Genomic DNA, 23987 nt, shown 5'->3' on the forward strand with positions numbered 1-23987 from the left:
GGTGGACCCTGGGTTACTGGGTTCGCGGCCTTCCGCCTACTATCCGAACATGGAACTGGCAGCGGGGTTCGCGCCCGTGTCGCGCGACGACTGGCGGGCGCTGGCGGTGGCGGTCCTGCGCAAATCCGGGATCGAGGCGGGCTCTCCCGAGGAGGCGCTGTCCACCCTGACCTACGACGGGGTGACGGTCGCGCCGCTCTACGACGCGGGCGACCTGCCTGGGGATCCGGGGCTGCCCGGCGCGGCCCCTTACGTCCGCGGAGCCAGGGCCGTGCCCGGCTGGGACGTGCGGCAGCGGCACACCGTGGCCGACCCCGAGGCCGTGCTGGCCGACCTGGAGAGCGGTGTCACCTCGTTGTGGCTGGCCGTCGGGCCGGGCGCCATTCCGGTGGGCGAGCTCGGCACGGTGCTGAAGGACGTCTATCTCGACCTGGCCCCCGTCGTCCTGGAGGCCGGCGAGCTCGCCGCGGAGGCCGCGGAGGCGCTGCTCGGCCTGGCCGCCGCCCGCGGCACCACGCTGAGCGGCAACCTGGGGGCCTCCGGCGCGCTCGGGGCCGAGCTGGCGCGGCGCTGCGTCGCCGGCTTCCCCGGGCTGCGGGCCGTCGTCGTCGACGCGACCCCCTACCACGACGCCGGCGCGAGCGACGCCGAGGAGCTCGGCTGCTCGATGGCGCAAGGGGTCGCGGAGCTGCGGGCGCTCACCGGCGGCGGGCTCTCCGTCGAGCAGGCGCTGGGGCAGATCGAGTTCCGGTACGCCGCCACCGCCGACCAGTTCGCCACCATCGCCAAGCTGCGCGCGGCGCGCCGGCTCTGGGCCAGGGTCGCCGAGGTCTGCGGCGCCCCCGAGCACGGGGGCCAGGCGCAGCACGCCGTGACGAGCGCGGCCATGATGACCGCCCGCGACCCCTGGGTCAACATGCTGCGCACCACGCTCGCCTGCTTCGCCGCCGGCGTGGGCGGAGCCGGGGCGGTCACGGTGCGCCCGTTCGACGCCCGCCTCCGTCTGCCGGACGCCTTCTCCCGCCGCATCGCCCGCAACACGCAGGCGCTGCTGCTGGAGGAGTCGGGTGCGGGGCGGGTGATCGACCCCGCCGGCGGTTCCTGGTACGTCGAACGACGCACCGCCGACCTGGCCGGGCGGGCGTGGGAGTGGTTCCAGGACATCGAGGCCTCCGGCGGGATCGAGGCGGGGGCCCGGCTCGTGTCCGACCGGATCGCCGCCACCCGTGCCCGCCGCGCCGACGACATCGCCCACCGGCGCCACCCGATCACGGGCGTGAGCGAATACCCCGACCTCCACGAGAAAGCCCTCCGCCCGGCCCCGGTCTCCGGCACACCCCCGCAGGCGGCACCGGACGACGTCCGGAGGGAAGCTCCGCCGGAAGAGGCGGGCCCTCCAGGCGCGTCGCGGGCGGGCCGCTCTCCTGAGCCGGTGGAGGCCGGCGGGAGCGCGGGGCTGCCGCGGGTGCGCTACGCCGAGCCGTTCGAGGAGCTGCGCGATCTGGCCGACGCGCAGGCCGAGCGCCCCAAGGTGTTCCTCGCCACCATCGGCCCGGTGGCCGCCCACACCGCCAGGGCCGCGTTCGCGGCGAACCTGTTCCAGGCGGGCGGCCTGGAGACCGAGACCGCGGGCCCGGGCACCGATCCCGAGCAGATCGCCACCGCCTTCGCCGTCAGCGGCACGACGGTCGCCTGCCTGTGCTCGAGCGACAAGCTGTACGCCCAGCACGCCGCGGCCGTCGCCGCCGCCCTGCGCAAGGCCGGGGCGAAGAAGGTGTGGCTGGCGGGGAAGGGGGACTACGACGGCGTGGACGCCACCCTGCACGCGGGCTGCGACGCGCTGGCCGTGCTCCGCACGACCTTCGACGACCTGGAGGTGACCCGATGATCCCGGACTTCTCCGGCATCCCTCTCGACGGCGGGCCCAAGCCGGGGACGAACGCCCCCGAGCCGCCGGGCGAGGTGTGGGAGACGCCCGAGGGCATCGAGGTCAAGCCGCTCTACACCGCCGGCGACCTCGACGGTCTCGACTTCCTGCGCACCTATCCCGGCGCGGCCCCCTACCTGCGCGGGCCGTACCCCACGATGTACGTCAACCAGCCGTGGACGATCCGCCAGTACGCGGGCTTCTCCACGGCCGAGGACTCCAACGCCTTCTACCGGCGCAACCTCGCCGCCGGGCAGAAGGGCCTGTCGGTCGCGTTCGACCTGGCCACGCACCGCGGCTACGACTCCGACCACCCCCGCGTCGCCGGGGACGTGGGCATGGCGGGCGTGGCGATCGACTCCATCTACGACATGCGGCAGCTGTTCGACGGGATCCCGCTCGACCGCATGTCCGTGTCCATGACCATGAACGGCGCCGTGCTGCCCGTTCTCGCGCTGTACATCGTGGCCGCCGAGGAGCAGGGCGTCGCGCCGGAGCAGCTCGCGGGGACGATCCAGAACGACATCCTCAAAGAGTTCATGGTCCGTAACACTTACATTTATCCCCCGGCCCCGTCGATGCGGATTATTTCGGATATTTTCGCGTATACGAGCGAGAAAATGCCGAAATTCAATTCGATCAGCATTTCCGGCTACCACATCCAGGAGGCCGGCGCCACGTGCGACCTGGAGCTGGCCTACACGCTGGCCGACGGCGTCGAATACCTGAGGGCCGGGGTCGCCGCGGGCATGGACATCGACCGGTTCGCGCCGCGGTTGTCCTTCTTCTGGTGCATCGGCATGAACTTCTTCATGGAGGTCGCCAAGCTGAGGGCCGCCCGGCTGCTGTGGGCCAAGCTCGTTTCCGGATTCAACGCGAAAAATCCGAAATCGCTGAGCCTCCGGACGCACAGCCAGACCTCCGGCTGGTCCCTGACCGCCCAGGACGTGTTCAACAACGTCGCCCGCACCTGCGTCGAGGCCATGGCCGCCACCCAGGGGCACACCCAGTCGCTGCACACCAACGCCCTGGACGAGGCACTCGCCCTGCCCACCGACTTCTCCGCCCGCATCGCCCGCAACACCCAGCTCCTCCTCCAGCAGGAGTCGGGCACCACGCAGGTGATCGACCCCTGGGGCGGCTCCTACTACGTCGAACGCCTCACCCACGACCTCGCGGAACGCGCATGGGAGCACATCCAGGAGGTCGAGGCCGCCGGCGGCATGGCCAGGGCCATCGAGGCGGGCCTGCCCAAGCTGCGCATCGAGGAGGCGGCCGCCCGCACCCAGGCCCGCATCGACTCGGGCCGCCAGCCCGTCATCGGCGTGAACAAGTACCGCGCGACCGGTGACGAGGACATCGAGGTGCTCAAGGTCGACAACAGCGCCGTACGCGCCCAGCAGCTCGACAAGCTCGCCAGGCTCCGTGCCGAGCGCCACGAGCCCGACGTCCAGCACGCGCTCGACGCGCTCACCAAGGCCGCCGACAACCCGGGACACGGCCCGGGCCTCGAGCACAACCTGCTGAAGCTGGCCGTCGACGCCGCCCGCGCCAAGGCCACGGTGGGCGAGATCTCCGAGGCGCTGGAGCGGGTCTTCGGCAGGCACGCCGAGCAGGTCCGTACCATCTCAGGGGTGTACCGCGACGAGTCAGGCCCCTCCGCCGCCATCGAACGCGTCCGCCAGGCCTGCGCCGACTTCGAGCGCGCCGAAGGGCGCCGCCCGCGCATCCTGGTCGCCAAGATGGGCCAGGACGGTCACGACCGCGGCCAGAAGGTCATCGCCACAGCCTTCGCCGACCTGGGCTTCGACGTCGACGTCGGCCCGCTGTTCCAGACACCGGAAGAGGTCGCGAGGCAGGCGGTCGAGGCCGACGTGCACATCGTGGGCGTGTCGTCGCTGGCCGCCGGCCACCTCACGCTGGTGCCCGCGCTGCGCAAGGCGCTGGCCGACCACGAAGCCGGCGAGACCATGATCGTGGTCGGCGGCGTCATCCCGCCGGACGACCACGACGCGCTGCGCGCCGCCGGCGCCGCCGCGATCTTCCCGCCGGGCACCGTGATAGCCGACGCCGCGCTCGACCTCATCGACCAGCTGAGGAGGCGTCCATCAGAGCCTCCTGAGGAGACCGTCGCCTTCAGGCGATGGGTGAATCGGGAGCGGGAGGGCCGCCAAGGCCCGGGCGTTCAGTGACAGAACCCCAGACATTGTCGCCCTCCTGCGGATAGGCTGGTGCTTGTGCTTTCGGGCATCGGTCAGGGCTTGGCCGTCGTCTCCCGCGCAAGCGGGGCGAGAAGCCGCTCCCTTCAGGGAGTGGAGGAGTCACAGGGCTACTGCGGGCACATGGTGACGGAGACGGTCCGCTGGGTGGTGAGGGGAGAGGTGATCCGCAACGTGACCTTGTGGACGCCCCCCGCACTCGTGAGGCTGCGCGGCGCGGCCAGATAACGCCGGCCGTTCCGCGAGATCCCCGCCGTCGCGCGGCCGATGACGGACCCGTCGACATACCAGGTGTAGGCGAAGTTCACCGCCTCGCCGGTCCGCTCGACCAGCGCCTGCAACGTCGCCTCGCCGCCGGCCCAGCAGTCGCCGGTCCTCGTGCCGCCGGCCCGTACGTAGACCAGCCTCAGCCGGCCTTTCGTGGCGCGGCCGGTGCCGGTCGAGTCGTCGGGCTGGGGGATGGTGGTACGGCTGCGCCGTGGCCGCTCGGCCCTGGTCGTGGACGGAGCGGCCGTCGGCGCGTCGCTGACGACGGCGAGTCTCGTGGTCTTGGGGGTGGGCGTGGTGGGGGTCAGCCAGACGATGGCGCCGCCGAGGGCGAGCGCGCACACACCGGAGACACAGGCGACGATCACTTTCTTCGCCCGGCGTCGTTTCCGCGGCGGGGGAGCCTCGGACCTTCTCTCGCCGGCCACCAGGGCGTCGACCAGCGCCGAGGACTGCGGCGCCGGCACCGAGTGCGTCGACTCGGGCGCATGAGGAGGCGCGGAGGCATGCGGCTGAGACTCGAACGGCGCCGACTCGAGCCCCTGTGCCGCGGCGAACGGCGCGGGCGGTTCCGACCATGCCGGCACCTCGGACGCCTGCCCGCCGTACCGGTCCTGCCCCTCGTCCCGGGTCCCGTGCCCGGACGGTGCTTCGTATGTCCCGTGCCCGGACGGTGCTCCGAACCCGGCCGGGGAGCCGTGCGGCGCGCCCTGCCCGAACGCCTGCCGCGGGCCGTGCCCGGACGTGGACTCGACCGGCGACGACAGATCGAACAGCGCCTGGAGCGGCGAGCCATCCTGCGCCGGACCTCCCTGCGCGGGACCTCCTTGCGCTGGGCCTCCCTGCGGAGGGCCTTCCAACGCCGGGTCTCCCAGCGGATCCTGGACCTCGCGGCCCGAGCCGTGCGGGACGCCGCCCCGCTGGTGATCAGGCGACGGGTACGCGGCCTGCCCGGGGTCCTGGTGGGAAGCGGGATCGCCGGGAGCCGTGCCCTGCTGCGGCGACCTGGTCCTGCGCCTGGGCAGGGGCTCGCCGACGACCCTGCCGAGGGGCGGCGGCTCACCGGCGGTGCCGCCGAGGGGCGGGGACGCCTCCTGGTCGAGAGTCTGGTCGGCGGTCTGCTGCCAGGCCGCGGAGTCTGCCTCCAGCCGGGACCGATCGGGCGTGTCGAACGCAAGCTGGCCGGGCAGGTCGCGCCCGGACCCGCCGGGTGTCTCGAACTCGGACCGGCCGGGCGGGTCGGGCCAGGCGGCCTGGCCGGGCGCGTCCGGCAGGGCCTCCTGTCCGGGAGCGTGGTGCGCGGGCTGTTCGCCACCGGGCCCCGCCGCGAGCTCGGTGGAAGCCGGCTCCGGTGTCTGCTCCCAGAGCCAGTCGGGGGTGTCGTTCCTGGCCGGTCGGCCGGCGGTCTGATGCTCAGGCGTCTGGTACGGCTCGCCGTACGCGGGCGCCTGCTGCGACCCCTCCGCCTCCGGAGAGCGCGTGCCCTGCCAGGAGCCGGAGGACGTGGAGCCGTCGCTGCGAGCGGAGGCGGCGCCCTGGTGGGAGGCGGCGCCCGGCGCTGGGGGCGTGGCTTCCGCGGAAGGGGCGCGCTGTGCGGGGGGCGTGCCCTTGCGCTGGGGCGCGGTCAGGTGGAGCAGGACGTCGCGCATCGCGGGACGGGCTCCCGGATCCTTGGCCAGGCACGCCGGCACGACCTCGCGCAGCGGCCGCGGCAGCTCGCCGAGCTGCGGCTCCTCGTTCACGATGCGGTTGATCACCACGGGCAGCGAGTCGTCCCCGAACGGCGGCACCCCCGTGGCCGCGAACACGATCACCGACGCCCACGCGAACACGTCCGCGGGCGCGCCCACCGGCTTGCCCGCGAGCTGCTCGGGGGCCATATATGCGGGCGTGCCCACGATGGTGCTGGTCGCCTTCATGCCCGACCCGAGCGCCGCCGCGATGCCGAAGTCCACCACCCGCGGCCCCTCGGGCCCGAGCAGCACGTTGGCCGGTTTGAAGTCCCCGTGGAGCACGCCCGCCTGGTGGATCGCGTCCAGCGCGGTCGCGGTCGCCACGGCGAGCCGCTGCAGCTCCACGCCGGCGTGCCGGCCGGCCTGCTGGAGCGAGGGCCCGTCCACGTACTCGGCCACGATGTACGCCCTGCCGCTGGTCGACGCGTCGAGCACGCGCGCGATGCAGAAGGGCTCGACCATGCGCGCGGTGGCGATGTCCTTGACCAGCCGGCCGCCCATGACGATCCCCTCGCGCAGCGCCTTGACGGCGACGGGGGTTCCGTTGCGGGCCTGGCCGAGGTAGACGACGCCGTGGCCGCCCGCGCCGAGCCGCCCGACCAGCCGGTACGGCCCCACCGCTGCCGGGTCGCCCTCGTGAAGGGGTTCGACGTTGGGCATGAGGGGAGTGACTCCTGTGACGGCTGAGATCAGAACTCCAGCACCCTACTGGCAAATGTCAAGCCTTGTAAGAGATTAGGCTGATCAACTGGGAAGAAAGGGGTAAGTCGGGTGCACTCGCTGGAGGACTACGCCCGCGGCGTACGCGCCGGCTCGCGTACGTGGATCGGCCGGGCGATCACGCTCGTCGAGTCGACCAGAGCCGACCACATGGCCCTGGCCCAGCAGCTGCTCGTCGAGCTGACCCCGCAGTCCGGGCACGCGCGCAGGGTGGGCGTCTCCGGCGTGCCGGGCGTGGGCAAGTCGACGTTCATCGACGCCTTCGGCACCATGCTCACCGGGGAGGGCCACAAGGTGGCGGTGCTGGCCGTGGACCCCTCCTCCACGAGGACGGGCGGCAGCATTCTCGGCGACAAGACCCGCATGGCCCGCCTGTCGGCCGACCCCGCCGCCTTCATCCGCCCCTCGCCCACGTCGGGCACCCTCGGCGGCGTCGCCAAGGCGACCAGGGAGGCCATGGTGGTGGTGGAGGCGGCCGGGTTCGACGTCGTGCTGGTCGAGACGGTCGGGGTCGGCCAGTCGGAGACCGCCGTGGCCGACATGGTCGACACGTTCCTGCTGCTCACGCTGGCGCGGACCGGCGACCAGCTCCAGGGCATCAAGAAGGGCGTGCTCGAGCTGGCCGACGTGATCGCGGTCAACAAGGCCGACGGCGATCACGAGCTGCCGGCCAGGAAGGCCGCGCGCGAGCTGGCGGGAGCGCTGCGCATGCTCCGCTCCGACTCCACGCCGCCGCCCGTGCTGACCTGCAGCGGCCTGACCGGTGACGGGCTGGACAAGCTCTGGCGGCAGGTCCTGGCCCACGAGCAGGCGATCGACCTGCCCGCCAAGCGCCGCCGGCAGCTGGTGCGGTGGACCTGGACCCTGGTGCGGGACCGGCTGCTGGCGGAGCTGCGCCACGATCCGGGCGTCGCGGCGATCACCGAGGAGGTGGAGCGCGACGTCCTCGCGGGCGACCTCACCCCCGCGCTCGCGGCCGACCGCCTGCTGTCGGTGTTCGAACGTCCGTGATCTCCGGTTGTGGTTAGGCTGGCCAGGGTGGATGTCAAGGCCCTGCTGAGTGCCCACCCCGACTGGCTCGCCCACCTCGAGTCCCTGGGCGGCATCGACCTCGCCCTCCCCGATGACCTGCCGTCCGAGCTGCTGCGCCTCGCCGTGCCGCACGAGGACATCAACGCCGTGCTCGCCGCCCGGCCCGAGCCGGGCAGCCCGCAGTGGTGGCTGGCCGAGCGGTGCGCGCACTCGCTGGTGTCGGCGATGGGCGACCTGGACGACCCGCCGCGGTTCCAGCCCCTGCCCGAGCTCGGGCCCTACTTCTACGTGTACGTCTTCCTCGCAGCCCTCCCGCACACCCGCCGCTACCACCGCGAGCTGGGCATCCCGGAGGAGGTGTCCTGGGCGACGTTCGCCGACCTGGGGCGCAACATGGCCGTGCACCGCAAGCGCCACGGCACCGGCGGCCTGCACGCGCCCCACTGGTTCATGCTGCACGCCCGCGGCATCCTGTACGCCCTTGGCAGGCTCCAGTTCAACCGGGGCACGACGGGGCAGCGGACCGCCGCGGCCATCGAGGAGGCGGGCATCGCGGTGGGGCCGCGGCGGCTGGCGCTCGGCGTGCACGTCCCCGACCTCTACGGCCCGCTCACGCCCGAGGCGTGCGACGCGTCGTTCGACCGGGCCAGGCGGTTCTTCCCCCGGCACTTCCCGCAGGAGGACTACCGGGTCATGACGTGCGGGTCGTGGCTGCTGGACGAGCAGCTCGCCCGCCACCTGCCGGCCGATTCCAACATCCTCGCCTTCCAGCGGCGCTTCCACCCGCTCCACAGGTTCGACAACGCGGAGACGGTGCCGTTCGTGTTCGGCGTGAACCCGGCCGACCCGGCCCGCCTGCCGCGCCGCACGCGCCTGGAGCGGGCCGTCGCCGATCACCTCGCCTCCGGGGGCACCTGGTACGGCCGCATCGGCTGGCTGCGCTTCTGACGCTTGTCGTCATGGACGCTGCCCGGGCCGGGGCATCGACGTGGCGGATCGCGACGGCCTCAATCAGCGATGAGCCCTGCCGCCGCTGCCCTGTGTGCACCTTTCGCAACACTTCGTTACTATTGCCTCCCAGTCATACATCTTGTACTTGGAGTAGGTGTGGTAGGGGACGAAGTATCACGTATCCATCAGTTACCGGCGATCAGGGCGCTGGGCGACGCTCTCACTGACGACAGCGACGGCACCTCTCCGGTGTCACATCTGAACGAGGCCGGTCGCATGCCCCCTAACATGCGCATGGGGCCGTTCGCCATGGGCGTGCTCGGCTTCCCGTTCGCGCTCGAACACGACAAGATCGTCGGCTACGCCGAGAGCACGGTCACCAACGCCATCGCCGGACTGCACCAGCGCCGGGAAGGGCTGCACTCGGTCGCCGGCAACATCGAGATCGCGGAAACCAGGAACGAAGAGCATGTCCGACGGATTTAAGATCCCCGTCCCCGGCGGGACCCCCAGCCCGTGGCAGCCCGGCGACGAGGGCGGCGACCTCAAGAACCTGCAGTACCTCACCCTCGCCATGTTGGCGTTCAGCGCTTGCGTCTTCCCGCACCTGGAGAGGACAGTGCTCACGTACGGGCTGACGGTGCCGACCGACCCCCAGGTGGTCCACAGGGCGGCCGACGGCTGGAGCTCCTTCGGCGGCGGCCTGTACGCCGCGGGCCGGACGGCGCAGCAGCAGCACGACAGCGTCTCGCGGGCGAGCTGGCAGGCGCCGGAGCGCGAACTCTACGGGGAACGGATGGACGGCTACGTTCTGGCGTCGGACACCGCGTCCGACTCCGCTCAAACCCTGTCGACCATACTCAGGTGGGTGGCCAACCTGCAGACGTTCGGGATCTACCTCAGCCTCCTCGCGGCGAGCATGGGAGCGACGACTGCGGCCAAGAGCTTGCTCATGGGGCCGGGAGGGCGCCTGTACGGCCGCCTCGTCATGGATTCGGTGGCGGCGGGCATCGAGGGAAGGGTCAGGCAGATGCGGCGTTTCCTCGCCCGTTCCGCGATGGGTGTCGGCTTCGCGGCCGCAGGCGCCATCGCTGCTGAGTTCACCCTCACCGACGGCCTCAAGCCGTCATACGGGGCGGGGCGGCCGGAAGGCGGCGGCGCCGCGGACGTCTGATCCTCCTTCGGGGGCGGGATGGACCCCGCCCCCGAAGGCTCCTTCAGTAGCCGAGCTTCCTCCGCAGGCGATCCAGCTCGCCCATGGCGTCGCCCATCATCCTGTCGAACGCCTGCTGCGCCTCGGCGACCTTCGCCAGTGCCGTGTCCGGGTCGGCCATGGCGGGATCCGGGCCGCCGGACGACTCGCCCATGATCGCGGAGAGCTGGCGCTGGAGGTCGGCGTCGGCGTCACGGATGGCGGCGAGAATCGCTTCGGACATCTCCTTGACGCTCATCCGCTTCGCTCGCGGATCGATGTCGAGCCGGGTCACGCCGCCCTGCGCGGTGCATTCGACCACGATGTGACCGTTGGCCGCCGTGGCCCGGCCGACCGCCGCCGCGGCCTCCTTCTGCGCGGCCGCGAATCTGGCCGCGCGCTGCTGGGTATCTCGCAGGAACGCCTCGACGTCGATGTTCGCGAAGCTGCCAAGCGGGCTCTCCACCAGTTTCCTCCGTTGCGTGTGAAATTCAACAGACGGTTAATAGCACACGTCACTTCTGTCACACCATCCAGGCAGGGCGGCAGAATCTTCGCCCGGCTGTGCTAGATTTTGGCCATGCGGTCAGAAAATGAGCCGAGTGGCCAGAAGCGTCGCTCCTTCATCGAGGAGGCCAGGCGTGCCCAGATCGTCGCGTCCGCCGTGGAGGTGATCGCCGAGGGCGGGTTCGCCCAGGCCTCTCTGGCGCGCATCGCCCAGCACGCGGGCATCAGCAAGGGCGTCATCTCCTACCACTTCGCCGGCAAGGACGAGCTGATGGTGGAGGTGGTCGAGCGGGCCTACGGCCGCATCAGCGAGGCCGTGGCGGCCAGGATGCAGGGCCTGAGCTCGGCCCGCGACCTGCTCAGGGCGTACGTTCTGGGCGTCGCCGAGCACATGCGCGGCCACCGCGCCCAGCTGGCGGCGCTGGGAGAGATCTTCGCCAACCTCCGGGGCGACAACGGGCGCCCCCGCTACGGGATCAAGGCCAACGAGGAGATCTTCCGAGGGCTGGAAGGGATCTACGCGCTGGGCCAGGAGAGCGGGGAGTTCCGGCCCTTCGACCGCCGGGTCATGGCCATCACGCAGTCCTCCGCCATCGACAACATGTTCGCCTACTGGGCCGCCTACCCCGATCACGACCTCGACGCGCACGCCAGGGAACTGGCCGACATCTTCGAAAGGGCATGCACATCATGAAGACCGAGCCCAGGGCCACGACCCGCCTCCACGCGGTCGACAACCTGAGGATCGTGCTGACCGTGCTGGTCGTCGCCCACCACGTGGCGGTCACCTACGGGAACATCCCCCTCTGGTTCTACACCGAGCCCGCCAAGGACCCCTCAGGTGGACTGCTCGATCTCCTGGTCTCCTTCAACCAGGCGTTCTTCATGGGCTTCTTCTTCCTCATCTCCGGCTTCTTCACCCCCCGCTCCTACGACCGCAAGGGCGGCCGCGCCTTCATGCGCGACCGGCTCATCCGGCTCGGCATCCCCCTGCTCGTCTTCCTCTTCCTGCTGCGGCCGCTGGTCAACTTCTCCGGGTACACCGAGTGGGCCGCGCCCGCGGGCATGCCGTACTGGCACTACTACATCGGCTCCTGGGACCCGGGGCCCATGTGGTTCGCCGAGGTGCTGATCGTCTTCGCGCTGGTCTACGTGTTGTGGCGGAGCCGGCGCCGGCCGCTCGACCAGCGTTCCGTCCCTCTCAGGTTCGGCTGGATCGCGCTGTTCGTCCTGGGGCTGTCGGTCGCGACGTTCCTGTGGCGGATCCCGGTGCCGACCGGCAGCTACGTGCCGGTGCTCGGGCTGCCCTCGCCGCAGTGCCTGCCGCAGTACGCGGCCATGTTCGTGCTCGGGTGTGTCGCCTTCAGGCGCGGCTGGTTCGAGACGCTGCCGGCCAAGGCCGGGCCGCTCGGCCTCGTCGCGGCGGGCGTGTCCACCGCGGTGCTGGTGCCGGCGCAGTTCATGACGGCCGGCGCCCTGTCGTCGGCGCTGACGGCCCTGTGGGAGTCGGTCTTCGCGGTCGGCATGATCATCGGGCTGACCGTGGTCTTCCGGGAGCGCTTCGGCAACCAGGGGCCGCGCGGCAAGTTCCTGTCCGACCACGCCTTCACCGTGTACATCATCCACCCGCTCGTGCTGGTCGCCCTCGGCTACGCGCTGAGCCCGATCCAGGCGATCGCGATCGTGAAGTTCGCCATCATGCTCGTCATCGCGCTGCCGGCCTGCTGGGCGCTGGCCTACGCGGTGCGGTCGCTGCCGGGAGCGAAGCGGGTGTTGTGAGCGTCTCCGGGAGCGGGGCGGCCCGGCCGCCGGCCACGCACACGTAGGTGACCGTGCCGACGGCGACCAGGTCGCCTTCCCGCCGCATCGTGAACGTCATCGTGATCGACGTGGTGCCCACCCTGGCCGGGGCGCTCTCCACGGCCAGGACGTCGCCCAGGCGGGCGGGGGAGTGGTGCTCGCAGCCGCTCGCCTTGACGACCAGGTCGGCCCCGCCCTCCCGGAGCCGCCCGTAGCCGCCGTTGGCGCCCAGCCAGTCGAGGAACGCGTCCTCGAAGAACTCGTAGTAGCGGGCCGCGTGCATCATGGCCTGGGCGTCGCAGTGCCGCGGGCGCACCGGGAGGTGGGAGATCATGCCGGCGAGGCGTAGAAGGAGTCGAGGACGTCGCCGTGGAGCTCCTCCACCACCTTGCGCTTGATCTTGAGACTGGGGGTCAGCTCGCCCGACTCGACGGTGAAGTCGTCAGCGAGGATCGCGAACTTCTTGACCGTCGCGTAGCTCGCCTCGCCGGCGTTGACCTGATCGATCGCCTTCCCGACCTCCGCGCGCATGCGCGGGTGCTCGCACAGCTCGCGCGGGTCCGAGGGCAGCGACTCGGCCTGCGCCCACGGCCTGACGACGTCCATGTCGAGGGTGACCAGCGCCGTCACGTAGTTGCGCCGGTCGCCGTGCACGAACACGTGGGACGCGTACGGGCAGGCCGCCTTGATCCGGCCCTCCAGGTAGGTCGGCGCCACGTATTTCCCGCCCGAGGTCTTGATCAGCTCCTTCTTGCGGTCGGTGATGACCAGCCGCCCGGCCTCGTCGAGCTCGCCGATGTCGCCCGTGTGCAGCCAGCCGTCCTGCAGGGCCGCCGCCGTCTCCTCCGGCAGGCCGTGGTAGCCGCGCATGATCCCGCGCCCGCCGATCAGGATCTCGCCGTCGTCGGCGATGCGCACCTCGGTGCCGGGGAACGGCTGCCCGACCGTCCCGAACCGCACCGACTCGGGCCGGTTGAGGAAGCTGCCGGCCGACGACTCGGTCAGGCCGTACCCCTCGAGGATCGTCAGGCCGGCCGCGTCGAAGAACTCGGCGATGTCCTGCGACAGCGGGGCGGCGCCCGAGATGAAGAAGCGGATCCGGCCGCCGAACCGTTCGCGGAGCTTGGCGAAGACCAGGCGGTCGGCCAGGGCGTACTCGATCCTCATGGTGATCGGGACGGAGACCCCGCGCTGGCGGGCCCGCGCGACCCTGATGCCCGTCCGCTTGGCCCAGGTGAAGATGGGCAGCTTCGCGCCGCCCTCGCGCCGCACGTTGGCCACGACCGTGTTGTGGATCTTCTCGAAGATGCGCGGCGCGGCCGCCATGACCGTCGGCCGCAGCGCGCCCAGGTTGTCGGCGATCTTGTCGAGGCGGCCGTCGATCGCGGTGGGCACGCCGGCGTCGATCATCACGACCTCCAGCAGCTTGCCGAACGAGTGCGACAGCGGCAGCCACAGGAAGTGCAGGTCGGCCTCGGAGATCAGCTCGATCTCGCGTACGGCCCCGGCCGCGTAGAGCCAGTTGTCGTGGGTCAGCTCCACGCCCTTGGGCCTGCCGGTGGTGCCCGAGGTGTAGATGAGCGTGGCCAGGTCGTCCTGGGCGATGGCGTCGACCATGGCGTCGTAGTCGCCGCCCGCGGGGTCCTCGCCGAGCGAGCCGAGGGTGATCACCCAGCCGTCGTCGCCCGGCGAGCCGTCGATCACCACGACGTGGGTGACGTCGGGCAGCTCCTTCCGCACGGACCGGATCTTGGCGACCTGGTCGTCGTTCTCGGCGATGACGATCGTGCTGCCCGAGTCGGTGATGACGAAGGCGGACTCGGCGGCCGTGTTGGACGGGTAGATCGTCGTCGTGGCCGCTCCCGTGGACAGCACCGCCAGGTCGGCCAGGATCCATTCGAGCCGGGTGGAGCAGAGGATCGACACGCGCGTGCCCGGCCCCGCGCCGAGCCGGGCCAGCCCCAGGGCCAGGCCGCGGACCCGCTCGCCCACCTCCCGCCATGACAGCGAGCTCCAGCCTTCGTCGGAGGGCACCCGGTACGCCTCGGCGTCTGGAGTGGCCGCGATCCTGTCGCGCAGCAAGGACGGAATGCTGGACATGCCTGACCTCCTGGAGGGTGTGTGGGGCCGACTCTAGGACCACGGCGGCGTCTCAGTCGATGGTCCTGATCGACCGTCCTCCGGGAGCGGCGGTCGCGACCATGCGTGAGGTCCGCACCTCCCAGACGCCGCAGGCGCACCTCAGGTAGGAGACCATGCCCTCGGACGTGCGGTGAGAGGAGACGACGGTCAGGGCGAGAGGGTCGTGCTGATCTGCGGAGTGCATGATTCCAACCTGATGTAATGACCTTATGCATTTCAACGCTTACGGCGGCAACGGGGCGGCGCTCGCGGCGGCGCTGGTCAACGCGACCGACTTCAGCCCGGCGGCGGTCGAGGCGATCCTCACCGAGCACCGCCTGCTGCGCGCGGCCGTCACCCCGGCGCAGGCGGGGGAGCTGCGGGAGTGGTCACGACGGCTGCGCCCGGTGTTCGGGGAGCTCGACCAGGACACCCAGATCAGGCTGGTCAACGACCTGCTCGACGTGACCGCGTCCAAGCCGTACGTGAGCGCTCACGACGGCCGCGAGCCCCACCTGCACTTCTTCTCGGTGGACGCCGACATCGTGGCCAGGGCGAAGGACACCACGGCCGGCGGCCTGGCCATGGCCATGTCGTTCGCCGGCGGTCGGCGGCTGGGTCGGTGCGACAGGGATGGCTGCGGTGTCGTCTACATCGACACCTCGCGCAACGGGCGCCGCCGGTTCTGCTCGCCGGCCTGCGCCAACAGGGTGAACGTCGCGGCGCACCGGGCACGCGGTCTTGCCAGGTGATCTGCACGTCGCATAAACTTTCCATCGTCCTATCGCCGATCCGTGGGGGCAGCCGACGTGAGGATCTGAGGTCGCGGGCACCGCGCCGTTCCGCCCTGTCCTGGGCCTGCGCGCGCACCTGACCTCGGTGGCGATCCTCGCCTCGATCACGGACTCCGTACGAGTTCCCCTGGGTTGCGCGTCTATGCGGTGATTTCCCGCCACGTCACGACATTTCGACGTTTGTGATGGGAGCCGCCTTATGTCTTTCTCTCTTGTCCTCGATCATGTCTCCTTCGCCTGGCCGGACGGTGGCAAGGTGCTCGACGGGCTCGACGCCGCGTTTCCCGCGGGGCGTACGGGGCTCATCGGGCTCAACGGATCGGGCAAGTCCACCCTGATCAAGATCATCGCCGGCGAGCTGGTCCCGCGGTCCGGGTCCGTCTCCGTCTCGGGCGAGGTGGGATACCTGCCGCAGAGCGTGCCGCTCGCCGCCGGCCGTACCGTGTCCGACCTGCTCGAGATCAGCGCGACGCGGGCGGCGCTGCACGCCATCGAGAGCGGCGACGTCGCCGAGGAGCACTTCACCGCGGTCGGCGACGACTGGGACGTCGAGGAACGTGCGCGGGCCGAGCTCGACCGCCTCGGCCTCGGCCACATCGGCCTGGACCGGACGGTCGGCACGCTGTCCGGCGGCGAGGCCGTCATGGTCGCGCTCGCCGCCCAGCTGCTGAAACGGCCCGACGTGCTGCTGCTCGACGAGCCCACCAACAACCTCGACCTCGACGCCAGGCGGCGGCTCTACGCCGCCGTGTCCGCCTGGCAGGGCGTGCTGCTGCTCGTCAGCCACGACCGGGCGCTGCTCGACCTCGTCGACCAGGTCGCCGAACTGCGCGACGGCGCCGTGCGCATGTACGGCGGCAACCTGAGCGCCTACGAGGAGCAGGTCGCGGCCGAGCAGGAGGCCGCCGAACGTACGGTACGCACCGCGGAAGGCGAGGTGAGACGGCAGCAGCGCGAGCTCGTCGAGGCCCGTACCAGGATCGACAGGGGCCTGCGCACGGGCAGGAAGGCGTTCGAGAACAAGAAGGTGCCGAAGATCGTCGCGAACGGGCTCAAACGCAAGGCCCAGGTGAGCGCGGGCAAGCAGCGCTCGCTGCACATGGAGAAGCTGGAGGAGGCCCGCGAACGGCTGACCACGGCCGAGCAGTCGGTGCGCGACGACGCGGAGATCCGCATCGAGTTGCCGGGCACGGAGGTGCCGGCCGGCCGTACGGTCCTGACCCTCCCGCTGGACCCGCCCGCCGGGGGCGAACCCGCCAGGCGAGAGGACGGTCATGAAGACGGCCCCGGCGCCGGAAGCGGCGCTGAGAAGGGCGCTGGGAACGGCGCTGGGAATGGTGCCGAGGAGGTCCGCACGGCCGTGCTGGAGACCCTGGTCGTGCGCGGGCCGGAGCGCATCGCGCTGCTCGGGCCGAACGGCTCGGGCAAGACCACGCTGCTCAGGCGGATCCTGGAGCACGGCGCCCACGTGCCCGTCCGCTACCTGCCGCAGCGGCTCGACCTGCTGGACGACTCGCTCAGCGTGGTGGACAACGTGCGCGCCGCGGCCCCCTCCGCCTCGGTGAACGAGGTGCGCGCCCGCCTGGCGCGCTTCCTGTTCAGGGGCGACAGGGCCAACCAGGCGGCCGGCACGCTGTCGGGCGGCGAGCGCTTCCGCGCGACGCTGGCCGCGCTGCTGTCGGCCGAGCCGCCGCCGCAGCTGCTCCTGCTCGACGAGCCGACCAACAACCTCGACATGGCCAGCGTCGGTCAGCTCGCGCAGGCGCTGTCGGCCTACCGGGGCGCGCTCATCGTGGCGAGCCACGACATGCCGTTCCTGGAGACGCTCGGCATCACCCGCTGGCTGCGCCAGGACAGGGAGGCGGGGCTGGCCGAAACATGATTGACGGCCGGGGATCAACCGGGCGATAGTGTGGCAGGTGGCAGCACCGCGGTTGATTCCCTGCGTTCTCGCCCTGACAACCCTCACACTGTGCGCGTGCTCGGCCGGTTCGCCGTCGCCCACAGGGGGTGAGCCGAAGGTCACCGGCGTGGCCGGCGGCCAGGACGGCGCCCCCTCGGTCAGCGGCGCCACGCCCGCCGCCCCCAGCGCGACCGCTCTCACTCCCGAGGCGTACAAGGACGAGCTCGGCAGCGAGCGCAAGCCGATCCGCGACGCGCTCGACGCGCTGGCGGGCGCGCGCGGTCTCAAAGCGCTGGACCAGCGGCTCGGCCGCGCGGAACTGGCCCTGAGCGGGGGCGCCGACGAACTGGCCGGCCTCACCCCGCCCGAGCCGGTGCGCGCCCGGCACGACGCCTACGTCGCCGGCCTGCGTGCCGTCGCGTCCGCGCTGGCCTCCACCGGCGACAAGGTCGGCGACAGGGACCTGTGCACCTCCTCGGCCGTGCTCACCGACCTCGACGACGCGCTGGACCAGCTCGACGAGGCCGGAGAGGCCCTGGAGAGCGCCGGAGACTACGAGGCCGACGTCGTCGGCGTGAAAGCGGGGAAGAAGCAGACCAGGAGGTTGCGCAACGGCTCGTACGTGCGCAAGAGCACGCTCAACGGCCGCAGCTCACTGGAGATCGACAACGGCGGCAACCGCGACGCGGTGATCACCGCAGTGCGGGGCGGCAGCAAGGCGTTCAGCGTCTACGTGCGCAAGAACGCGACGTACAAGGTGCGGGGCGTGCGCGACGGCACGTACCGGATCTATTTCACGCACGGCGTCGACTGGGACGGCAAGCGCAAGGCGTTCAGCCGCGAGTGCAGCTTCGAGAGGTTCCAGAAGACGGTGAAGTTCAGGACGACCTACACCGCCACCCAGATCCGCTGGCACGACTGGCGGGTCACCCTGCACGCCATCTCCGGCGGCAACGCCCGCACCTCACCGGTGGACCCGGACGACTTCCCCGGCTGACAACCGCGCAAGGCGCGAGGGCCGCGCACCCGCCCGGTGCGCGGCCCTCGGCAGAAGCGAGCCGGCTCAGCTCGAGAACAGCATGCCCACCCAGCTGCCCTTGCGGTGACCCTTGTGCCCGTAGTGGCCGCCGTGGCCGCCGTGCGGCGCGCCCCACGCGGGGCCGGGGCCGGGGGCGGGAGGGGGAGCCGAGTGGTACTGCGACTCCATCCGGGACAGCGTCTCGAGCTCGCCGTAGTCGAGGAAGATCCCCCGGCAGTTGTCGCACTGCTCGATGTGGACGCCGTTGCGCTCATAGGTCCGCATGTTTCCGTGGCACTTGGGGCAATGCATCTAAGTCGCTCTCCTTGGCTCTGAGGTCTCCAGGGTGAAACCTACCGCGCGCAACCCCGTCACGCCCGGACGATTCTGTTGCACGCTTCGATCAACGAATGCTCCACGTCGTCCAGTTCCCGGCTCTCGCGTTCGGCGTTGACCACCGCGACGGCGGCCAGCTGGACGGTGAGCGCCCTGGCCGGTACGTCGAGGCGCTGCCACGGGTCGTCGCCCTGGCCCAGCGCAGGTCCGCCGGAGGCCTGGTAGGCCCCCAGGAACCGGGCCCAGACATCCGGGTCGAGCAGGCCGGCGGCGTACCAGGCGGCCGGCCTGGCGAGATCCCACGCCGGGTCGCCGACGCCGAGATCGTCGACGTCGATGAGCAGCCACCCGTCGCGGTCGACCAGCTGGCCCAGATGCCAGTCGCCGTGCGTGAGCAGCCCCGGCTGCGGGTCGGTCGCGGGCAGGCGCATGAACGCCCTCCTGACGAGCCGCGCGACCGGGCCGTCCCCGGACATGCGCCCCACCGCACGGGCGGCCCTCGCGGGCCCACCGGCCGCGGGCAGGACCGGCAGCAGCGTCAGGGGGACCGCGTGCAGCCTGGCCAGCAGCCTGGCCCCTTCCTCCCACGGGGCGCAGCCCGGATCGTCGTCGCGCGCGACAGGCCGCCCCGCGGGCCACACCGTCACCGCGCGCCCGGCCACCGTCAGCACCTCGGGCTCCAGCGGGGCCAGCATCACGCCGCTCACCGCGGCCGAGGCGGCGGCCCGTAACCTCGGCCGCAACGCCCCGGCGTCGTCGCGCGCCGAGTGAGCCTTCACCACGACCTCGCCCCTGCGTAACACCACGACATCGGTGCGGGTCGGGTGCAGCTCGGGCGCGCCCGTGCCGCCGTACGCCGCGGCGACGCCCGCCAGCTCCGCCTCCAGACTCACCAGTACAGACTAGAGGGCATGAGAGTGGGTTTCGCAGTGCCCCAGTCAGGGCCATGGGCCACCCCGGCCAACATGCGCCGCGTCGCCACGCGGGCGGAGGAGCTCGGCTACCACGAGCTGTGGACGTACCAGCGGCTGCTCTATCCGGTGGGGCACCCGATGGGGCCGACCTACCGCGCCGTGCACGACCCGCTGATCACGCTGGCACACCTGTCGGGCGTGACGCGCGGGATCGGCCTGGGCGTCGCCGTGGTCAACGCGTACGTGCCGCCGGTGCTGCTGGCCAAGCAGCTGGCCACGCTGCAGACGGTCGCGGGCGGGCGGCTGAGCGCCGGCATCGGGCTGGGCTGGTTGCCCGAGGAGTTCACGGCGGCGGGCGTCGGCATGGAGCGGCGCGGCCGCAGGGGCGAGGAGTTCGTCGAGGTGCTGCGCAAGGCGTGGCGCGACGACGTGGTCGAGCACGACGGCGAGTTCTACCGCGTGCCGCCCGCCCACATCGACCCCAAGCCGGCGCCCGCGCCGCCACGCCTGCTGCTCGGCGGCACCGCCGAGGTCGCGCTGCGCCGCGCCGCCCGGCTGGCCGACGGATGGGTCAGTTCCAGCAGGGAGGACCTGGCCGGCATCGCGGGCAGGGTGGAGCTGATCAAGGCGGAGCTGGCGGCGTCGGGACGCGACGCGACCGGGTTCCGGTTCGTGTGCAGGGGCGTCACCCAGGTCCGGCCCGGCGACGAGGACCGGCCGCTGACGGGCACGTACGACAAGATCAGAGCCGATGTGGCCGGCCTGGCGGCCCGCGGCGTGACGGACGTCTTCCACGACCTCAACTTCGACCGCGAGATCGTCACCGCGGCGCCCGAGGAGGCGATGCGCCGGGCCGAGGAGGCCCTGGAGGCGCTGGCGCCCTAGGCCCCGCCGCCGTAGGGCACCGTGATGATCTCCAGGTTGTGGCCGTTGGGGTCTTCCCAGTAGAGGCCGCGGCCGCCGTCGTTGGTGTTGATCACCCCGGGCCGCCGGTGGTGCGGATCGGCCCAGTAGGTCAGCCCGCGCTCCTCGATGCGGCCCCTGATCAGGTCGAACTCCTCCTCGCCGACCAGGAACGCGTAGTGCTGCGGATGCACGGGCCCGCCCGCCTGGACGACGTCGAGCGAGACGTCGTTGCCGAGCGAGACGACGCGGAACGGGCCGTAGACCGGTGGCGGCTCCAGCCCCAGGACGTCGGCCAGGAACGCGGCGGTCGCGTCCCGGTCCTTCGCCGCCACGATGGTGTGGTTCAGGTGCACAGCCATACCCGCAGGCTACGCCAGCGCCACGGGGAGCGTGCCGACGCCGTTGATGAAGTTCGACGGCAGCCAGGTCACCGGGCCCGTCACCGTGATCGCCGACACGCTCGCCCGCAGCTCGGCCAGCAGCGCGCGGATCTCCGCCCGGGCGAGCTGGGCGCCCAGGCAGAAGTGCGGGCCGTGGCCGAACGTGAGGTGCCGGTTCGGCGTCCTGCCGACGTCGAACCGGTCCGGATCGTCGAAGACGGCCTCGTCACGGTTGGCGGACACCGTCCACAGCGCCACCACGTCACCGGCCGCGACCTGCCGCCCGGCCAGCTCCGCGTCCCGCGTGGCGATCCTCCCGACGTGGGCGGCGGGGGTGGTCCAGCGCAGGATCTCCTCGACGGCGGGGTCGACGAGCGCGGGGTCGTCGCGCAGGCGCGCCCACTCCTTGTCGTACGTGGCCAGCGCCAGCAGCCCGCCGGCCATCGCCAGGCGGGCCGTCTCGTCGCCGCCGATGATGAGGTTGTAGCAGTTGAGCAGCACCTCCTCCTCGGTCAGGTCGCTGCCGACGAGCAGGCTGATCACGTCGTCGCCCGGCGCCCGCCTGCGCCGGGCGGCCAGGCGCGTGTAGTAGAGCAGGATCTCGCTCTGGGCGATCATCGCCGCCGGCGGCGTGCTCCCGGCCCGCGGTCCGGCCTGCTGTCCCGCCGGGGTCTCGCCCAGCATGGCCTCGCCGGTCAGCTCCAGCACGCGCTGCCGGTCCTCCTCGGGGACGCCGAGCAGCTCGCAGATGGCACGCAGCGGCACCTGGGCGGCCACCTCCGCCACGAAGTCGCCGCCGCCGCGCCGCACGAACGCACCGAGCAGGTCGCGGGTGGCCTCCTCGATCGAGCGCGTGATGGGGCCGAGCGCGCGCGGGCCGAAGCCGGGCGTCAGCAGGCGGCGCAGGCGGGCGTGCTCGGGCCCGTCCGTGACGACCAGCATCTTGCCCGCGCCGGGATCGTGCCCGCGCAGGAGGGTCCGCAACATGTTGCCCTGGAGCGAGCTGAACGTGTCCGGGTCGCGCACGACGCGCAGCACGTCGGCGTGGCGGGTCACGCTCCAGAACCGCTCGTGCCTGCGCACCGGGTCGTGGGCGCGCAGCCAGCGCCACACGGGGGTGAGGTCGTGGGCGGCGTGGAGCGCGGGATCGAGCAGGTCGAGCGCGTCGATCCCGGCCGGGTCGGGGCCGGGCCTCATGAAGATTCCAGCTCGTCCAGGAGGTCGCCGAGCGGGTCGTCGTCCGGGTCGCTCAGGACGCGGGAGATGAGCTCCTCCAGCGGCAGCTCCTCCAGGAACAGCTCGATGGGCGCCTCCAGGCCGAAGCGGTCGCGCAGCTCGCCGACCAGGAAGACGGCGGTCAGGGAGTCGCCGCCGGCGGCGAAGTACGTCCTGGTCAGGTCCTGCCTGCCGGCCAGGTCCAGGGTGGTCAGGAACAGCTCGGTCACCGCGGTCCTCGTGTCCAGCGGCTGTTCGGGTTCGGGAGGCGGCGGGGCTCCGACGGTGAGCGCGCCGTGGTGCTCGCCCGCGAACGGGTACGTGGGCAGGTGGACCCGCCGCCCGCCGGTCTGCGGCCAGGCGACGTCCTCGCCCCGCACCCACGCGTCACCCAGCGCGGAACGGCCTCCGGCCGCCGCTTCTCCGGCCGCCCCTTCTCCGTGCGCGGCGAGCGCGGCCAGGGCGGCGGCGGCCTCGGCGCGGGTCGTGGCGGCCACGTAGGCGCGGGTGTCCAGGGCGGCGCGGCCCGTGGCCAGGGTGCAGGCGACATCGGCCAGCGAAGGCGCGCCGGGAGCGCGCAGCGCCTCCGCCAGCCGTCCCGCCGCCGTGGCGAGCTGGGCGGGGGTTCGCGCCGACAGCGGCAGCACCAGCGGCGGTCCGTCCCCCAGAACCGGGGCGGGTCCCTCCTTCCCGCGCGCCACGGCGGGACCGCTGTCCCCGCGCCACGGGGCCGCCGCGCGCGTCCCCGTGCTCGAAGCGGGAACGGGGGGTTCTGAGAGGACGACGTGGACGTTCGTGCCCCCGATGCCGAGGGACGAGACTCCGGCCAGGCGCGGGCCGGTCGCGGGAGCGACCCAGTCCGCGGTGGTGGTGAGCAGGTGGAACGGGGTGGAGTCGAGGTCGAGGTCGGGGTGGGGGCGGGTGACGTTCACCGTGGGGACCATCGTGCGGTGCCGGAGCATCAGCGCGGCCTTGATCAGCCCGGTGACGCCCGCGGCCGCGTTCAGGTGGCCGACGTTGGACTTCACGGAGCCGATCGCGCACCCGGACGCGCCGGCGAAGGCCGCGGCGGCGGCCGCCACCTCGATCCGGTCGCCGAGGTCCGTCCCGGTGCCGTGCGCCTCGAGGAACTGCGCGTCCGCGGGTTCGAGACCGGCCGCCGCCCACGCCTCGACGATGGCGGTCGTCTGCCCGTCCACGCCGGGCGCGGTGAACCCCACCCGCCCGGCGCCGTCGTTGCTGAGCGCCGTGCCGCGGACGACCGCGTGGATCGCGTCGCCGTCGGCCAGGGCGTCCTCCAGGCGCTTGAGCACCACCAGCCCGACGCCGTTGCCGCCGACGGTGCCCGCCGCCTTCTCGTCGAAGGGCCGGCACCGCCCGTCGGGCGAGAAGATGCCGCCGGGCTCGTACAGGTATCCCCGCCTGTACGGCGAGTCGATCGACACGCCGCCGGCCAGCGCCAGGTCGCACTCGCTGAGCAGGAGCGCCTGGACCGCCATGTGCACGGTGGCCAGCGACGTCGAGCAGGCCGTCTGCACGGTCATGCTGGGCCCGGTCAGGTTCAGCCGGTACGACAGCCACCCGGCCATGAACTCCCTGTCGGTGAACATCCGCACCTGCAGGGGCCCGAGCCGGGCCCGCAGCCCCGGATCGAGCTGCGCGGCGAGCGCGTGGTCGCTGGGCTCGCCGCCCACGTACACGCCGGTCCTGTCGGGAGCCGCGCGCGGGTCGTGCCCCGCGTCCTCCAGCGCCGACCAGGCCGTCTCCAGCAGCTGCCGCAGCTGCGGATCCAGGGCTCGCGCCTCCGCCGCGCCGAACCCGAACAGCTCGTGCTCGAACCGGTCCGCGTCCGCCAGGAACCCCTTGGACGGCACGTAGCCGGGATGGCGCAGCTCGTCGGCGGGCACGCCGTCGGCCAGCAGCTCCTCCTCGTCGAAGTCGGCGATCGAGCAGACGCCGTCGCGCAGGTTGGCCCAGAAGGCGGCCACGTCGCGGGCTCCGGGGAAGCGGCCGCTCATCCCCACGATGGCCACAGCAGGTGCGTCGGTCATT

Annotated in this window: 22 protein-coding genes; 12 read left to right on the forward strand and 10 right to left on the reverse strand. The window is 72.2% G+C overall.

The window, feature by feature from the left end:
• Nucleotides 1–49 precede the first annotated feature (49 nt).
• Nucleotides 50–1888: a methylmalonyl-CoA mutase family protein gene (locus tag ACZ6SA_RS12460; RefSeq protein WP_465827887.1), complete on the forward strand. Its 1839-nt coding sequence runs from the start codon at nt 50–52 to the stop codon at nt 1886–1888.
• Nucleotides 1885–4119: a methylmalonyl-CoA mutase gene (gene scpA / locus ACZ6SA_RS12465; RefSeq protein WP_465827889.1), complete on the forward strand. Its 2235-nt coding sequence runs from the start codon at nt 1885–1887 to the stop codon at nt 4117–4119. The genes ACZ6SA_RS12460 and scpA overlap by 4 nt, the downstream gene beginning before the upstream one ends.
• 137 nt (nt 4120–4256) lie before the next feature.
• Here the strand turns inward: scpA and ACZ6SA_RS12470 are convergent, their stop codons facing one another.
• Nucleotides 4257–6806 (reverse strand): serine/threonine-protein kinase, encoded by a 2550-nt coding sequence (locus ACZ6SA_RS12470; protein WP_465827891.1) that lies wholly within the window; start codon nt 6804–6806, stop codon nt 4257–4259.
• 111 nt (nt 6807–6917) lie between these two features.
• On the opposite strand from ACZ6SA_RS12470, the gene meaB reads away from it, so the two are divergent.
• The 4 genes from meaB (at nt 6918) to ACZ6SA_RS12490 (ending at nt 10023) form a co-directional block, all read left to right on the forward strand.
• A complete protein-coding gene (meaB, locus tag ACZ6SA_RS12475; protein ID WP_347642987.1) occupies nt 6918–7877 on the forward strand; it encodes a methylmalonyl Co-A mutase-associated GTPase MeaB in 960 nt (319 codons plus the stop codon).
• A gap of 27 nt (nt 7878–7904) precedes the next feature.
• Nucleotides 7905–8846 (forward strand): acyltransferase domain-containing protein, encoded by a 942-nt coding sequence (locus ACZ6SA_RS12480; RefSeq protein ID WP_347642988.1) that lies wholly within the window; start codon nt 7905–7907, stop codon nt 8844–8846.
• Between the two features lie 279 nt (nt 8847–9125).
• Nucleotides 9126–9335, forward strand: coding sequence for a hypothetical protein (locus tag ACZ6SA_RS12485; RefSeq protein ID WP_347621348.1), 210 nt, complete (start codon nt 9126–9128; stop codon nt 9333–9335).
• A complete protein-coding gene (locus ACZ6SA_RS12490; protein ID WP_465827894.1) occupies nt 9319–10023 on the forward strand; it encodes a hypothetical protein in 705 nt (234 codons plus the stop codon). Before ACZ6SA_RS12485 ends, ACZ6SA_RS12490 begins: the two co-directional genes overlap by 17 nt.
• A gap of 43 nt (nt 10024–10066) precedes the next feature.
• Here ACZ6SA_RS12490 and ACZ6SA_RS12495 read toward each other — a convergent pair whose 3' ends face one another.
• Nucleotides 10067–10507: a YbaB/EbfC family nucleoid-associated protein gene (locus ACZ6SA_RS12495; RefSeq protein WP_465827896.1), complete on the reverse strand. Its 441-nt coding sequence runs from the start codon at nt 10505–10507 to the stop codon at nt 10067–10069.
• Nucleotides 10508–10621: 114 nt separating this feature from the next.
• Between ACZ6SA_RS12495 and ACZ6SA_RS12500 the strand changes: the two genes are divergently transcribed.
• Nucleotides 10622–11242: a TetR/AcrR family transcriptional regulator gene (locus tag ACZ6SA_RS12500; protein WP_347642992.1), complete on the forward strand. Its 621-nt coding sequence runs from the start codon at nt 10622–10624 to the stop codon at nt 11240–11242.
• A complete protein-coding gene (locus ACZ6SA_RS12505) occupies nt 11239–12327 on the forward strand; it encodes an acyltransferase family protein (protein ID WP_465827899.1) in 1089 nt (362 codons plus the stop codon). The genes ACZ6SA_RS12500 and ACZ6SA_RS12505 overlap by 4 nt, the downstream gene beginning before the upstream one ends.
• Here ACZ6SA_RS12505 and ACZ6SA_RS12510 read toward each other — a convergent pair.
• Genes ACZ6SA_RS12510 through ACZ6SA_RS12520 form a run of 3 tightly spaced genes read right to left on the reverse strand, consistent with a single transcriptional unit; the run spans nt 12254 to nt 14674 of the window.
• A complete protein-coding gene (locus ACZ6SA_RS12510; protein ID WP_465827901.1) occupies nt 12254–12682 on the reverse strand; it encodes an acyl-CoA thioesterase in 429 nt (142 codons plus the stop codon). The genes ACZ6SA_RS12505 and ACZ6SA_RS12510 overlap by 74 nt on opposite strands.
• Nucleotides 12679–14448, reverse strand: a complete 1770-nt coding sequence (locus ACZ6SA_RS12515) for an AMP-dependent synthetase/ligase (protein ID WP_465827903.1) — start codon at nt 14446–14448, stop codon at nt 12679–12681. Before ACZ6SA_RS12515 ends, ACZ6SA_RS12510 begins: the two co-directional genes overlap by 4 nt.
• Nucleotides 14449–14500: 52 nt before the next feature.
• On the reverse strand, nt 14501–14674 hold the full coding sequence (locus ACZ6SA_RS12520; RefSeq protein WP_347642996.1) for a hypothetical protein: 174 nt from the start codon (nt 14672–14674) through the stop codon (nt 14501–14503).
• A gap of 25 nt (nt 14675–14699) precedes the next feature.
• Here ACZ6SA_RS12520 and ACZ6SA_RS12525 point away from each other — a divergent pair, with 25 nt between their 5' ends.
• From ACZ6SA_RS12525 to ACZ6SA_RS12535, 3 genes are all read left to right on the forward strand, one after another.
• Complete coding sequence (locus tag ACZ6SA_RS12525) at nt 14700–15221, forward strand: CGNR zinc finger domain-containing protein (RefSeq protein WP_347642997.1); 522 nt, start codon at nt 14700–14702, stop codon at nt 15219–15221.
• A gap of 241 nt (nt 15222–15462) precedes the next feature.
• Nucleotides 15463–17145, forward strand: coding sequence for an ABC-F family ATP-binding cassette domain-containing protein (locus ACZ6SA_RS12530; protein WP_465827906.1), 1683 nt, complete (start codon nt 15463–15465; stop codon nt 17143–17145).
• A 148-nt stretch (nt 17146–17293) separates the two neighbouring features.
• On the forward strand, nt 17294–18163 hold the full coding sequence (locus ACZ6SA_RS12535; protein WP_347642999.1) for a hypothetical protein: 870 nt from the start codon (nt 17294–17296) through the stop codon (nt 18161–18163).
• A gap of 66 nt (nt 18164–18229) precedes the next feature.
• Here the strand turns inward: ACZ6SA_RS12535 and ACZ6SA_RS12540 are convergent, their stop codons facing one another.
• Both ACZ6SA_RS12540 and ACZ6SA_RS12545 read right to left on the reverse strand, forming a co-directional pair.
• Nucleotides 18230–18469, reverse strand: a complete 240-nt coding sequence (locus ACZ6SA_RS12540) for a TFIIB-type zinc ribbon-containing protein (RefSeq protein WP_443151539.1) — start codon at nt 18467–18469, stop codon at nt 18230–18232.
• A gap of 86 nt (nt 18470–18555) precedes the next feature.
• A complete protein-coding gene (locus tag ACZ6SA_RS12545; protein ID WP_347643000.1) occupies nt 18556–19413 on the reverse strand; it encodes a phosphotransferase in 858 nt (285 codons plus the stop codon).
• 18 nt (nt 19414–19431) lie between these two features.
• Between ACZ6SA_RS12545 and ACZ6SA_RS12550 the strand changes: the two genes are divergently transcribed.
• A complete protein-coding gene (locus ACZ6SA_RS12550) occupies nt 19432–20319 on the forward strand; it encodes a TIGR03619 family F420-dependent LLM class oxidoreductase (RefSeq protein ID WP_443151537.1) in 888 nt (295 codons plus the stop codon).
• Here the strand turns inward: ACZ6SA_RS12550 and ACZ6SA_RS12555 are convergent.
• The 3 genes from ACZ6SA_RS12555 to ACZ6SA_RS12565 are packed head-to-tail and all read right to left on the reverse strand — an operon-like array spanning nt 20316 to nt 23986.
• Nucleotides 20316–20699 (reverse strand): VOC family protein, encoded by a 384-nt coding sequence (locus ACZ6SA_RS12555; RefSeq protein WP_347643002.1) that lies wholly within the window; start codon nt 20697–20699, stop codon nt 20316–20318. The genes ACZ6SA_RS12550 and ACZ6SA_RS12555 overlap by 4 nt on opposite strands.
• A gap of 9 nt (nt 20700–20708) precedes the next feature.
• Nucleotides 20709–21917, reverse strand: coding sequence for a cytochrome P450 (locus tag ACZ6SA_RS12560; RefSeq protein WP_465827909.1), 1209 nt, complete (start codon nt 21915–21917; stop codon nt 20709–20711).
• On the reverse strand, nt 21914–23986 hold the full coding sequence (locus ACZ6SA_RS12565) for a beta-ketoacyl synthase N-terminal-like domain-containing protein (protein ID WP_465827911.1): 2073 nt from the start codon (nt 23984–23986) through the stop codon (nt 21914–21916). The genes ACZ6SA_RS12560 and ACZ6SA_RS12565 overlap by 4 nt, the downstream gene beginning before the upstream one ends.
• Between the last annotated feature and the right edge of the window lies 1 nt (nt 23987).

Source organism: Nonomuraea sp. NPDC049378, from assembly GCF_055586745.1.

Bases quoted from the DNA above. Each gene is read 5' to 3' on its own strand.
- ACZ6SA_RS12460 (WP_465827887.1), top strand. From the start codon at position 50: ATGGAACTGGCAGCGGGGTTCGCGCCCGTGTCGCGCGACGACTGGCGG.
- ACZ6SA_RS12500 (WP_347642992.1), top strand. From the start codon at position 10,622: ATGCGGTCAGAAAATGAGCCGAGTGGCCAGAAGCGTCGCTCCTTCATC.
- ACZ6SA_RS12505 (WP_465827899.1), top strand. From the start codon at position 11,239: ATGAAGACCGAGCCCAGGGCCACGACCCGCCTCCACGCGGTCGACAAC.
- ACZ6SA_RS12540 (WP_443151539.1), bottom strand. From the start codon at position 18,469: ATGCGGACCTATGAGCGCAACGGCGTCCACATCGAGCAGTGCGACAAC.
- ACZ6SA_RS12510 (WP_465827901.1), bottom strand. From the start codon at position 12,682: ATGATCTCCCACCTCCCGGTGCGCCCGCGGCACTGCGACGCCCAGGCC.
- ACZ6SA_RS12515 (WP_465827903.1), bottom strand. From the start codon at position 14,448: ATGTCCAGCATTCCGTCCTTGCTGCGCGACAGGATCGCGGCCACTCCA.
- ACZ6SA_RS12525 (WP_347642997.1), top strand. From the start codon at position 14,700: ATGCATTTCAACGCTTACGGCGGCAACGGGGCGGCGCTCGCGGCGGCG.
- ACZ6SA_RS12555 (WP_347643002.1), bottom strand. From the start codon at position 20,699: ATGGCTGTGCACCTGAACCACACCATCGTGGCGGCGAAGGACCGGGAC.
- ACZ6SA_RS12530 (WP_465827906.1), top strand. From the start codon at position 15,463: ATGTCTTTCTCTCTTGTCCTCGATCATGTCTCCTTCGCCTGGCCGGAC.
- ACZ6SA_RS12485 (WP_347621348.1), top strand. From the start codon at position 9,126: ATGCCCCCTAACATGCGCATGGGGCCGTTCGCCATGGGCGTGCTCGGC.
- ACZ6SA_RS12560 (WP_465827909.1), bottom strand. From the start codon at position 21,917: ATGAGGCCCGGCCCCGACCCGGCCGGGATCGACGCGCTCGACCTGCTC.
- ACZ6SA_RS12490 (WP_465827894.1), top strand. From the start codon at position 9,319: ATGTCCGACGGATTTAAGATCCCCGTCCCCGGCGGGACCCCCAGCCCG.
- ACZ6SA_RS12565 (WP_465827911.1), bottom strand. From the start codon at position 23,986: ATGACCGACGCACCTGCTGTGGCCATCGTGGGGATGAGCGGCCGCTTC.
- ACZ6SA_RS12470 (WP_465827891.1), bottom strand. From the start codon at position 6,806: ATGCCCAACGTCGAACCCCTTCACGAGGGCGACCCGGCAGCGGTGGGG.
- scpA (WP_465827889.1), top strand. From the start codon at position 1,885: ATGATCCCGGACTTCTCCGGCATCCCTCTCGACGGCGGGCCCAAGCCG.
- ACZ6SA_RS12550 (WP_443151537.1), top strand. From the start codon at position 19,432: ATGAGAGTGGGTTTCGCAGTGCCCCAGTCAGGGCCATGGGCCACCCCG.
- ACZ6SA_RS12520 (WP_347642996.1), bottom strand. From the start codon at position 14,674: ATGCACTCCGCAGATCAGCACGACCCTCTCGCCCTGACCGTCGTCTCC.